14 protein-coding genes and 1 riboswitch are annotated in these 11,343 nt (G+C 61.2%); of the genes, 11 read left to right on the forward strand and 3 right to left on the reverse strand.

Features of this window, described 5'->3' with window-relative positions:
* Positions 1 to 6: 6 nt before the first annotated feature.
* Both BMX55_RS07065 and BMX55_RS07070 read right to left on the reverse strand, forming a co-directional pair.
* Positions 7 to 900, reverse strand: a complete 894-nt coding sequence (locus tag BMX55_RS07065; protein ID WP_425432053.1) for an ABC transporter permease — start codon at positions 898 to 900, stop codon at positions 7 to 9.
* 12 nt (positions 901 to 912) lie between these two features.
* A complete protein-coding gene (locus tag BMX55_RS07070) occupies positions 913 to 1,875 on the reverse strand; it encodes an ABC transporter permease (RefSeq protein WP_091455069.1) in 963 nt (320 codons plus the stop codon).
* A gap of 143 nt (positions 1,876 to 2,018) precedes the next feature.
* On the opposite strand from BMX55_RS07070, the gene BMX55_RS07075 reads away from it, so the two are divergent.
* Together BMX55_RS07075 and BMX55_RS16405 are read left to right on the forward strand one after the other, a co-directional pair.
* Positions 2,019 to 2,267: a YfhL family 4Fe-4S dicluster ferredoxin gene (locus tag BMX55_RS07075; protein ID WP_091455072.1), complete on the forward strand. Its 249-nt coding sequence runs from the start codon at positions 2,019 to 2,021 to the stop codon at positions 2,265 to 2,267.
* A gap of 29 nt (positions 2,268 to 2,296) precedes the next feature.
* Positions 2,297 to 2,437, forward strand: a complete 141-nt coding sequence (locus BMX55_RS16405; protein ID WP_177172845.1) for a hypothetical protein — start codon at positions 2,297 to 2,299, stop codon at positions 2,435 to 2,437.
* Here BMX55_RS16405 and BMX55_RS07080 read toward each other — a convergent pair.
* The gene (locus BMX55_RS07080; RefSeq protein WP_091455074.1) at positions 2,434 to 3,375 is read right to left on the reverse strand and encodes a LysR family transcriptional regulator; all 942 of its coding nucleotides are present in this window, start codon (positions 3,373 to 3,375) and stop codon (positions 2,434 to 2,436) included. The genes BMX55_RS16405 and BMX55_RS07080 overlap by 4 nt on opposite strands.
* A 136-nt stretch (positions 3,376 to 3,511) precedes the next feature.
* On the opposite strand from BMX55_RS07080, the gene BMX55_RS07085 reads away from it, so the two are divergent.
* From BMX55_RS07085 to BMX55_RS07125, 9 genes are all read left to right on the forward strand, one after another.
* Positions 3,512 to 4,708 (forward strand): acyl-CoA dehydrogenase, encoded by a 1,197-nt coding sequence (locus BMX55_RS07085; RefSeq protein ID WP_091455077.1) that lies wholly within the window; start codon positions 3,512 to 3,514, stop codon positions 4,706 to 4,708.
* A 17-nt stretch (positions 4,709 to 4,725) separates the two neighbouring features.
* Positions 4,726 to 5,994 (forward strand): CaiB/BaiF CoA transferase family protein, encoded by a 1,269-nt coding sequence (locus BMX55_RS07090; RefSeq protein WP_091455080.1) that lies wholly within the window; start codon positions 4,726 to 4,728, stop codon positions 5,992 to 5,994.
* A 22-nt stretch (positions 5,995 to 6,016) separates the two neighbouring features.
* Positions 6,017 to 6,228: riboswitch (cobalamin riboswitch) on the forward strand.
* A gap of 117 nt (positions 6,229 to 6,345) precedes the next feature.
* Positions 6,346 to 7,023: an energy-coupling factor ABC transporter permease gene (locus BMX55_RS07095; RefSeq protein ID WP_091455082.1), complete on the forward strand. Its 678-nt coding sequence runs from the start codon at positions 6,346 to 6,348 to the stop codon at positions 7,021 to 7,023.
* Positions 7,020 to 7,358: an energy-coupling factor ABC transporter substrate-binding protein gene (locus BMX55_RS07100; protein ID WP_091455085.1), complete on the forward strand. Its 339-nt coding sequence runs from the start codon at positions 7,020 to 7,022 to the stop codon at positions 7,356 to 7,358. Before BMX55_RS07095 ends, BMX55_RS07100 begins: the two co-directional genes overlap by 4 nt.
* A complete protein-coding gene (gene cbiQ, locus BMX55_RS07105) occupies positions 7,321 to 8,091 on the forward strand; it encodes a cobalt ECF transporter T component CbiQ (RefSeq protein ID WP_218144466.1) in 771 nt (256 codons plus the stop codon). The genes BMX55_RS07100 and cbiQ overlap by 38 nt, the downstream gene beginning before the upstream one ends.
* A complete protein-coding gene (locus tag BMX55_RS07110) occupies positions 8,088 to 8,963 on the forward strand; it encodes an energy-coupling factor ABC transporter ATP-binding protein (protein WP_091455089.1) in 876 nt (291 codons plus the stop codon). The genes cbiQ and BMX55_RS07110 overlap by 4 nt, the downstream gene beginning before the upstream one ends.
* Positions 8,960 to 9,751, forward strand: coding sequence for a precorrin-4 C(11)-methyltransferase (gene cobM / locus BMX55_RS07115; protein ID WP_091455092.1), 792 nt, complete (start codon positions 8,960 to 8,962; stop codon positions 9,749 to 9,751). Before BMX55_RS07110 ends, cobM begins: the two co-directional genes overlap by 4 nt.
* A complete protein-coding gene (locus tag BMX55_RS07120; protein ID WP_091455095.1) occupies positions 9,748 to 10,650 on the forward strand; it encodes a sirohydrochlorin chelatase in 903 nt (300 codons plus the stop codon). The genes cobM and BMX55_RS07120 overlap by 4 nt, the downstream gene beginning before the upstream one ends.
* The gene (locus BMX55_RS07125) at positions 10,647 to 11,336 is read left to right on the forward strand and encodes a precorrin-8X methylmutase (RefSeq protein ID WP_091455098.1); all 690 of its coding nucleotides are present in this window, start codon (positions 10,647 to 10,649) and stop codon (positions 11,334 to 11,336) included. The genes BMX55_RS07120 and BMX55_RS07125 overlap by 4 nt, the downstream gene beginning before the upstream one ends.
* Positions 11,337 to 11,343: the final 7 nt, after the last annotated feature.

The raw sequence follows: 11,343 nt of genomic DNA on the forward strand, positions 1-11,343 counted from the left end.
CCATTGTCACTCGGCCTCTTCATGGCCTAGACTCGAAAGACGCGGGTCTAGGGCATCGCGCAGGCCATCGCCCAACAGGTTCAGCCCCAACACGGTCAGCACGATAGCCAAGCCGGGCCACAGGGCCAGCAGCGGCGCTTGCCAGAGCAGGGTTTGGGCCTCAGTGAGCATTCGGCCCCATGAGGGTTCGGGCGGCTGGGTGCCCAGCCCCAAATAAGACAGAGCTGCCTCGGCCAAAATAGCTAGCGCAAACTGCACCGTGGCCTGCACCAGCAGCACTGGGGCGATATTGGGCAGCACATGCTCAAAGGTGATGCGCCAGCCCCCTTTGCCACACACCCGTGCGGCCAAAATGAAATCGCGTGTCCAGACTACACGGGCCGAAGCCCGCGCCACGCGCACAAAGACTGGGATATTAAAGATGCCAATTGCCACCATCGCATTGACCATGCTGGGGCCGTAGAGGGCGGTGAGCATAATCGCTAGCAGCACCGCCGGAAAGGCAAAGGCCAAATCGGCGATGCGCAACACCATCTGTTCTATCCAGCCGCGCCATGCTGCTGCCAGCAGGCCCAGTGCGGTGCCCAGCACTAACCCGATGCCCACTGCCACCAGCCCGACGATCAGGGACTGCCCCGCCCCCAGCAGCAACATCGAGGCTACATCACGGCCCAAGGCGTCGGTGCCCAGCCAATGCTGGCCGCTGGGCGGCAGCAGCTTGATAGATAAGTTGACCTCGTAGGGTGAACCGGGTGTCCACAGCTGACCCAATGCAGCAGCTAGTAGCCACAGCAACACCAGCAGCATGCCCAAGGCCAAACTGGGGTGCTGGCGCAAGTGGCTGCGCCAAGACGGTGGGCGCGGTGCAGCAGGGGCAGACAAGGAGGCAGGAGGGTTCACGGCAGAACGGCGTTAGCGCGAGTGCTTTTGCAGGCGTGGATCAATCAGGGCGTACAGGATATCGACCACCACATTGACCACAATGACCAAGGCTGCCAGCAGCAGCACGCCGTTGCGCACCACGATCAAATCGCGATTGGCAATGGCCTGAAACAGCAGCCGCCCTAGGCCGGGCAACTGAAAAACATTTTCAATGACGATGGCCCCCGCCAGCAAGTTGGCAAATTGCAACCCCATGACCGTGAGCACCGGAACCATAGCGTTGCGCAGTGCATGACGCCACAGCACCTGCTGATAAGACAGCCCCTTGGCCCGCGCCGTGCGCACAAAGTCTTCGTGCAGCACTTCAAGCAAGGCCGAGCGCAGTGTGCGCGCCAAAATGGCCCCTTGCACTACCGCCAGCGCCACGGCGGGCAAGAGCAGCGCTTGCAGGGCAGGCCACAAGCCCCCGCCTTCGTCAGCCGTCCACCCCGGAAAGCCCCCCGCCGCCAGCCAAGGCAGTTGGATAGAAAAAAGCCAAACTAGGCCCATCGCCAGCCAAAAGCCTGGCACGGCCATGCCCAGTTGCACCAGCCCCATCACCGCTGCGGCATCCCAGCGGCGGTGGCGGGCGGCAGCGTACAGGCCCGCCGCAAACGCCAGTGCTGTACAAAGGATCATGGCCAGCATGGCCAAGGGCACGGTCACGGCCAACCGCTCCAGCAGTAACTCTGCTACTGGGGTGCTGTAGGAATAGCTTTGGCCCAAATCGCCGGTGAACACACCAGCCAGCCATTGGCCGTAGCGTTGTAGCACGGGTTGGTCTAGCCCCAGCTCGGTGCTCAGGGCGGCCACAGCATCAGGGTCGGCATCTGGCCCCATCAGCACTTGAGCTGCGTTGCCCGGCAGCACATCCAGCACGCCAAAGATGGCCGCAGAAGCGCCCAGCAGTGTGAGTGAGAACATGGCAAGGCGTTGCAGCAGAAAAAATCCCATAGCGAGGCAGTTAGATTGGGGCAGGCAGCATAGCGGCAAAACGGCCCTATGCGTGGTGGCGGCTTCTAGGCCGAGGGGCTAGGCCAGTGTGTAGGCCACTGGATAATCGTGGCCATGAAATTTGCCTTTGCTTGGAGTGCCCGATGGCGCTGATGATTACCGACGAGTGCATCAACTGCGATGTGTGTGAGCCTGAATGCCCCAATGATGCCATCTTCATGGGGCCAGAGATTTACCAGATTGACCCCCGCCGCTGCACCGAATGCGTGGGCCATTTTGACGAGCCACAGTGTATGCAGGTGTGCCCGGTGTCGTGCATTCCGGTTGATCCGCAGCATACCGAGAGCCGTGACACCCTGTGGCAGAAGTACCAGCGCCTGCAAAACGCTTGAGGGGGCATGGTGCGTTTGCCTAGGCCACAATGATAGAGCGTTCGGCTTGGCAGTTGGATATCGACGTGCAGGCAGCCTTTGTCGCCAAGAGGATGGGTTTGTGCGTTGTGCGCATTGCCCACGAGTTGGCCGACCCACCCGAAGAACAGCAGGCGGCTGCTGCCGCTTAAACCCCAGCCGCTACAGCCTGTGCAGCCGCAGCCCCCAGCCACGCACTAAAGGCGGCCAGCACCGCAGAGGGTGCTTGCGCCGGGTGAATCAGGTAGTAGGCCCGCTCGCCGCGCAGCGGCTGGGCGCAGGCCACCACCAGTTCGCCACGGGCCAGTTCGGCTTCAATCAGCAGCGGTGGCATCAAGGCCACACCCAAGCCATGCGTAGCCGCCATTGCCAGCATCGAAAACAGCTCGTAGCGTGGCCCATCCAAGGCATGGGGGGCCTCTACCTCCATAGCTTCAAACCACTGCCGCCAGCCATAGGGGCGGGTGCTTTGTTGCAGCAGCGGCAACTGCGCCAAGGCTTGCGCGGCCACGGGCTGATAAGCGCGCCCTAGGCCGCGCTGCGCGGCAGCCTCTAACAGGCGTGGGCTGCACACCGGCACTACATCTTCGTGCAACAGCAATTGCGCTTGGGTGCCGGGCCATTGGATCACCTGCTCAGGGGTGCCTGCATAGAGCGCGGCATCGAACCCGGTGTCGCTAAACAAAAAGGGCCGCGTGCGGGTGTCGATGTGCACCACGATGTCGGGGTGCTGGGCGGCCAATTGCGGCAGGCGCGGAATCAGCCAGCGGGTGGCAAAGGTGGGCACCGCTGCGAGGGACAGGGCACCACCGTGGCCTTGGTGCGCCATCACCTCTAGGGTGTCGCGCTCTAGCGCTTGCAAGCGTTGGCCGACTTGGCGGGCGTAATGGCTGCCCGCTGGCGTCAGGGCAACGCCGTGGCGCGTGCGCCGAAATAACGACACGCCCAAAAATTCTTCTAGCGACAAAATTTGCCGTGATACCGCGCTTTGCGTCAGGGCCAGCTCTTGCGCGGCGCGGGTATAGCTTTCGTGGCGGGCGGCAGCCTCAAAACAGGCCAGAGCTTGGGTAGAGGGCAGGGTGCGGCGCATGGTTAAAGATGATAAAAACGCATAACTGGATGCTGCATTTTCGTTTGCATAGAAGCTATTTGTAAAGATACGATGCAGCACTCGCCCATCATTCATGCTAAATGGGCACATCAAACTTTACTTTTCAGGAGACAACATGGCCAGCCACAGCTTTCAATGGAACGACCCCTTCTTGCTCGATCAGCAATTGACCGATGAAGAACGCATGGTGCGCGATGCCGCCGCCGCCTACTGCCAAGACAAGCTGGCCCCGCGCGTGCTCGAATCGTTCCGCCACGAAAAGATGGACACCAGCATCTTCCGCGAGATGGGCGAATTGGGCTTGCTCGGCCCCACCATCCCGGAGCAATACGGCGGCCCCGGCCTTAACTACGTCAGCTATGGCTTGATTGCCCGCGAAGTCGAGCGCGTCGATTCGGGCTACCGCTCGATGGCCAGCGTACAAAGCTCTTTGGTGATGGTGCCGATCCACGAGTTTGGCACTGAGGCGCAAAAGCAAAAATACCTGCCCAAGCTGGCCAGCGGCGAGTACATCGGCTGCTTTGGCCTGACCGAGCCTGACCACGGTTCCGACCCCAATAGCATGGTCACGCGTGCGCAAAAGGTGGATGGCGGCTACCAGCTCACCGGGGCCAAAATGTGGATCACCAACAGCCCGGTGGCCGATGTGTTTGTGGTTTGGGCCAAAGAGGTGTCTGAAGGCGGTGCTGTCGGCCCGATTCGTGGTTTTATCCTAGAAAAGGGCTGGAAGGGCCTGTCGGCCCCGGCCATCCACGGCAAGGTGGGCTTGCGCACTTCTATCACTGGCGAGATCGTCATGGACAACGTGTTTGTGCCCGAAGAAAACGCCTTTCCTGAAGTACGCGGCCTCAAAGGCCCTTTCACTTGCCTCAATAGCGCCCGCTTTGGCATTGCTTGGGGTGCGCTGGGGGCGGCAGAATTTTGCTGGCAAATGTCGCGCCAGTACACGATGGATCGCAAGCAGTTTGGCCGCCCCTTGGCCGCCAACCAGCTCATCCAGAAAAAGCTGGCCGATATGCAAACTGAAATCACCCTTGGCTTGCAAGCTTGCCTGCGCGTAGGCCGCATGAAAGATGAGCACCAAAACGTGGTCGAGATCACCTCGCTTATCAAGCGTAACAGCTGCGGCAAGGCATTGGACATTGCACGCTTGGCCCGCGACATGATGGGCGGCAACGGCATCAGTGATGAGTTTGGCGTAGCCCGCCACTTGGTCAATTTGGAAGTGGTGAACACCTACGAAGGCACACACGACATCCACGCCTTGATTTTGGGCCGTGCCCAAACCGGCATCCCGGCCTTTGCCAACTAAAAGCGTTGAGCGTCGCCATGAACCCTTCCCTTCCCCCCTCCACGCCTGCCGGTGCTCTGGCGGGCTTGAAAGTGCTTGATTTGTCGCGGGTGCTGGCTGGGCCGTGGTGTACGCAAATGCTGGCCGATTTGGGCGCTGACGTGGTCAAGGTGGAGCGCCCCGGCATGGGTGACGACACCCGCCACTGGGGGCCGCCCTTTCTCAAGGATGCCCACGGTAACGATACCGATCAAGCCAGCTACTTTACCGCTTGTAACCGCAACAAGCGCTCCGTCACCATCGACATGGCGACTAAAGACGGCCAGCAACTCATCCGCCAGATGGCCTTGCAGGCTGATGTGCTGGTAGAAAACTTCAAGGTGGGTGGGCTGGCCCGTTATGGGCTGGATTACGCCAGCCTCAGCGCACTGAACCCTCGCTTGATTTATTGCTCGGTCACGGGGTTTGGCCAAGATGGCCCCTATGCCGAACGCGCCGGTTACGACCTGATGGTGCAAGCCATGACCGGCATGATGAGCATCACAGGCCGCGCCGATGGTGAACCCGGCGGTGGCCCGCTGCGCGTGGGCGTGGCGCTGATTGACCTGTTTACCGGCGTTTATGCCAGCAATGCCATTTTGGCGGCTTTGCAAGCGCGCCACCAATCAGGCCGGGGCCAGCATATCGACATGGCCTTGCTGGATGTGGGCATGGCTATTTTGGCAAACCAAGCGGCGGGCTTTTTAGCCACCGGACAAGCCCCCAGCCGTCAAGGCAACAGCCACCCCAGCTTGGCACCGTACCAAGATTTTCCCACCCAAGATGGCTCTATGCTGCTGGCGATTGGCAATGACGGCCAGTTTGCCCGCTTTTGTGCCGCTGCCGGTCAGCCACAGTGGGCGCAAGACCCGCGTTTTGCCAGCAACACCCTGCGCGTGCAGCACCGGGCCGAGCTGATCCCCGCTCTGCAAGCCGTGACCCGCACCCGCACCACAGCGCAATGGATTGCCCTGCTCGAAGACAAAGCCGTGCCTTGCGGCCCCATCAACACCATTGCCGAGGCCTTTGACGATGCACAGGTGCAAGCCCGTGGCTTGCGGGTAGAGCTGCCCCGTGCGGCGGGCGATGGCATTGAGCGCATTGCGGGCGTTGCCAGCCCGCTGCGGCTGTCGGCCAACCCGCCAGTGCTGCGCTATGCACCCCCAGCCTTGGGCCAACACACCGATCAGGTGTTGCAGGAGCTGGGCATAGATGAAGCCGAGCGCACACGCTTGCGCGCCACTGGGGCTATTGGACGCAGCAGCTAAGGCTGCCTGCCCCACATACACACGATACAATCAAAATTCGGGTGCGTGAACTCTCCAGTCAAAGAGAACACGTTAAACGGGAAGCCGGTGACGCTGCACATTGCAGCCATTCCGGCGCAGCCCCCGCTGCTGTAAGCCAGACGCCTCCGCTCATGCCACTGTGTGATTGAACATGGGAAGGCGCGGACAAGAATGATGGTGAGCCAGAAGACCGGCCCGAAAAAATGTCAGCACCATTCCCCGGGGTGACGGGAAAACTGCCTGCAATCGCCCCGGCTCCGCTTAAGGTGTTTGCTTGCTTTCTTCTGCCCCGCATGGTGTTCTTATGAACCATTCGACGGGAGGATTCGAATGCACATCATGGAAGGCTTTCTTCCACTGGAGCACGCGCTGGGCTGGTCTGTCGCCTCTGCTCCTTTCTTGGCTTATGGACTGTATGCCGTGCGCCGCGATGTTCAACAGCACCCTGAGCGGCGCATGTTGTTGGGCGTGGCGGCTGCTTTCAGTTTTCTGCTCTCGGCGCTCAAGTTGCCCTCTGTCACAGGCAGTTGCTCCCACCCTACGGGCGTAGGCTTGGGTGCGTTGTTGTTTGGCCCTTGGGTCATGGTGCCGATTGCCTTTGTCGTCTTGCTGTTCCAAGCCCTGCTACTGGCGCATGGTGGTTTAACCACGTTGGGGGCTAATTTGTTTGCGATGGGCATCGTCGGGCCGTTTTGCGCCTACGCGGTGTTTCGGCTGGCAAGGGCATTGGGTTTGCCCTTGGTGGCGGGGGTGTTCTTGGCCGCCTGTTTGGGCGATTTGGCTACCTACCTGATGACCTCAGTGCAGTTGGCTTGGGCCTTTCCCGATCCAGTGGGCGGATTTGTGGGTTCTTTGACCAAGTTTGGCGGGATTTTTGCCTTGACCCAAATTCCGTTGGCGATCAGTGAAGGCTTGCTCACCGTGCTGGTGATGAACGCCTTGCAGCGCTTTAACCAAGAGGAGATGCGCGGCATGCACCTGCTCCAACCCGCCAAGGCACGCGCATGAAAAAGTCTAACTGGTTGCTCGCGGCGGCGGTGCTGTTGCTGACCGTCTTTCCGCTGTGGTGGGTGGCCGAGCCTGCCCAAGGCACTGAAGCTTTTGGTGGTGCCGATGCCCAAGCACAAAACCTGATCCAAACCATTGCACCGCACTACCAAGCGTGGTTTAAGCCGTTGATAGAACCTGCTAGTGGCGAAATCGCCTCGCTGTTATTTGCCTTGCAGGCCGCTTTAGGCGCTGGGGTGATTGGGTACTGGCTGGGGGCCTCCATCACGCGGGAGAAGCTGCGCCAAGCCCAAGCTGATGCACCGTCTACACAGGCTACTGGCCGTGTGGATTGAACGAGCGGCCTACCACAACCACTGGAGCCACGTCACCCCCCGCGCCAAGGCGATTTTTGCCTTGGCCGCGTTGGTCGCTGCCTATGCGGCACGAACGCCTAGCGCTGCACTGGGCGTGGCCTTGGTGGGTGTGCTGGTGGTGTGGCGCGGGGCAGGTGTGCCGTTGCGTTTGTACCTGCGCGTAGCGGCGGGGCCACTGGGGTTTTTGCTGTTGTCGGGGGCTTCGCTGCTGGTGTCAGTGGCGTGGGAGCCGGGCGGGACGCTGGCTTGGCGTATGGCGCCCCATGCGCTGTCGGAGGTGGCGATGGTCACGGCCCGGTCGGTGGCGGCGCTGTCAGCGCTGTTGACGCTGGTACTGACCACGCCATTGGCACATCTGATGGCGCTCCTGCGCCAGCTCAGGCTGCCAGAAATTCTGCTCGATCTGATGGTGCTGTGCTATCGGCTGATTTTTGTTTTCTCTGAATCGTGCCACGACACGCTGGCTGCCCAAACGGCACGGCTGGGTTTTAGCAGTTATGGGCGCTCTATGCGTTCGCTGGGGCTGCTGGTGGGCAGTTTGGCCGCACAGGTGGCACTGCGGGCGCGGGGTTTGCAGTGGGCCGCTGATGCCCGCTGTAGTGATGGCAGTTTGCGCTTTCTCACGCCCCATTTTGCCCATGTTCGCCGCGACACCGCCATCGGCGTGGTGGCCGGGTTGGGGCTGTTGCTGCTCGCAAGGTGCTTGCCATGAGTGTTATGTTTGAACTGCAGCAGGTGGACTACCGCTATCCCGATGGCCGATCCGGCTTGCAAGCGTGCTCGATGAGCCTGCGCCGTGCCGGTCGCCATGCCATTTTGGGGCCGAACGGCTCCGGCAAGACCACCTTGCTGCAACACCTCAACGGCTTGTTGCGCCCGGCGGCAGGTGCTGTCCATGTGGATGGTGCCTTGATGGACTACCGACGGCGCGGTTTGCAAGTTGTGCGCCAGCAGGTGGGCATGGTGTTTCAGAACCCGGATCGGCAATTGTTCTCGGCCCATGTCTATGAAGATGTCTCTTTTGGGCCGCTCAATCTGGGGCTGGACGAGGCCACAGTGCGCCAGCGCGTAGCACAAGCCCTAGAGGCCGTGGACATGACCGCCCACGCTGACAGGCCAGTGCATGAACTCAGCTTCGGCCAGAAAAAACGGGTGTGTATTGCCGGGGTGTTGGCGATGCAGCCCCGTGCCTTGCTGCTCGATGAGCCAATGGCCGGGCTGGATATGCCCATGCAAACTGAACTGGCCGCGCTGCTCGACCGTTTGCACGCCCAAGACGTCACGGTGGTGCTGTCTTCGCACGATATGGATTTTGCCTACCGCTGGGCTGACGATATCCACCTCATGGCCGCAGGCCGCTGCGTCGGCTCGTTTGCGGCCACGGCGCTGCCACAAAACACCGATGCGCTGGCTGCTGCCGCCCAACCCTTGCCCACTGCCGTGCGTTTGCACACCGCCCTTGTTGGGCGCGGCTTGTTGCCAGCACACCCGCTCCTGCGCAGCGTGGAGGACGTGCTGGCGGCACTGCCTCCCTCCACCCCATTGACTGTTGCATCCCCGATTGCAGGAAAGTTGGCCCCATGAGCCGTTCATCTCTAGGAAAAATTTGGTTTGTCGGGGCTGGCCCCGGCGACCCAGAACTCATTACCGTCAAGGGCCGCAACCTGCTGGCCCAAGCCGGTGCGGTGCTGTTTGCCGGTTCTTTGGTAGACCAAGCGGCCACCCAATACGCTCCACCCGGTTGCCTGATTCGCGATTCCAAGGACATGACCTTGGAAGAAATGACCGCATGGCTGATGGAGCAAGCACAGCAGCACCCCACCGTGGTGCGGCTGCAAACCGGCGATCCGGGCCTGTATGGTGCCTTGATCGAAATGACCCGCCCTTTGAATGTGGCGGGCATTGAGTGGGCGGTGGTGCCGGGCGTTTCTTCGGCGATGGCGGCGATGGCGGCAGCGGGTGAATCCATGACCCTGCCCGAAGTCACGCAAAGCGTGATTCTCACGCGCGTAGAGGGCCGCACCCCCATGCCTCCCGGAGAGGATTTGGCCTCACTGGCTGCCCACCGCACCACGCTGTGCATTTTTCTGTCCATCACGTTATTGCACAAAGTGCAGGCCGGGCTGCGCGCCGCTGGCTGGCCCGAAGATGCGCCCATGCTGGTGGTACACAAAGCCAGTTGGCCCAATGAAGAAAAGATCGTGCGCGGCACGCTGGCCGATATCCGCCAGCGCTGCCGTGAGGCGGGCATCGTCAGCCAAGCCATGATCGTGGCCAGCCCCACCTTGGGCGCACGCGACTGGGAAACGCTGGCCCGCTCCAAGCTCTACGACCCCGCATTTACCCACCGTTTTCGAAAGGCCACGTTATGAGCGCTTTATCCGACACCATCTTGCTTGTGGGCCACGGCTCGCGTGAAGCCTCCGGCAACCAAGAGATTTTGGCCTTTGCCGAACAATGGCGCGTGCGCTGCCCCGACTGGCGTATTGAAGTCTGCTTTATTGAGTTTGCACCGCCCTCCCTGCACGATGGCCTCTTGGCAGCCACTCAAGGGGCGCGGCGCGTGATTGTGGTGCCGCTGATCCTCAATGCGGCTGGGCACGTGAAAATGGAAATCCCCGAAGCCATTGAACACGCCCGCGCCCATGCGCCACAAGTAGAGTTTTTGTACGCCCCCCACCTGAGCGCTTGCGATCCGATTCTGAGTATTTTGAAGCGCCGTTTGCGCCAAGCCATGAGCGCCCTCGATATGCCCGACCCCACCACCACCGGCGTGGTGCTGCTGGGGCGTGGCTCGTCGGATCGTGCTGCCAATGGCGATATGGCCAAAATGGCGCGCTGGTTGCAAGAGGCTGGCGACCACGAAATGGTTGATCTGGCCTTTACCGGCATCACCTTTCCGCGCTTGGAGCGTGTGGTGCAGCGCCAAGCGTTGATTGGCATCAGGCAGGTGGTGGTGTTGCCCTACTACCTGTATACCGGCACCCTGATGCAGCGCATCCACCGCCAAGTCGAGCATCTGCGCCAACAGTATCCGCAACTGCGTTTTGTCTGCGGCACGCATTTTGGCTTTGAGCCAGAAATTTTTGCCCTGCTAGAGCAACGGGTGGCCGACCTGCAAGCGGGCACCCCAGAGAGCAAGATGGCCTGCGATGGTTGCAGCTTCCGCGAAATCGCCCACGACATGGGCCACGGCCATTCCCATGAACACACCCATGCTGGGCCCGCTGTGGTGCAACTGCATGGCGCACTGGAAGGAGCCTTGGCATGAGCACCATCAACACCGTGACCGAACAGCTCACCCGCGCTGGGCAAGTGATTGAGCACGACAGCTTTTCCATCATTGATGCCGAAGTTGGCCCCCACACCTACACCGAGGCGCAGTGGCCGATTGTGCGGCGCATGATCCATGCCAATGCCGATTTTGACTTTAATGGTTTAACGGATTTTCACCCGCAAGCCGTGGCTGCTGGCGTGGCGGCGATGCTGCGCGGTGGCACCCCGGTGGTGGCCGATGTCGAGATGATCTGCTCTGGGTTGTCGGCACCACGTCTGGCCCACTTTGGCATGAAAACCCACCAGTTCATCAGCGATGCCGATGTCATTGCCCAAGCCCAAGCCGAAGACACCACCCGCGCCGTGCAGGCCATGCGCAAAGCCCATCGCCAAGGCTTGCTGCAAGGGGCCATCGTCGGCATTGGCAATGCGCCCACGGCCCTGATTGAACTGGTGCGCTTGATTCAAGAAGAAGGCGTGCGCCCAGCGTTGGTGGTGGGAATGCCGGTGGGGTTTGTGGCGGCGGCGGAGTCAAAAGACCTGATCGCGCTGCAAAACGAGGTGCCTTGGATCGTGATTCGGGGCCGCAAGGGCGGCTCTACCTTGGTGGTGGCTGCCTTGCACGCCCTGCTGGCGCTGGCCGAAGCGCAGCAAAAGGCGCAACTAGCCATGCACGCATAAGGTTTGG

The organism is Giesbergeria anulus (assembly GCF_900111115.1).
In the GTDB taxonomy this organism is placed as follows: domain Bacteria; phylum Pseudomonadota; class Gammaproteobacteria; order Burkholderiales; family Burkholderiaceae_C; genus Simplicispira; species Simplicispira anulus.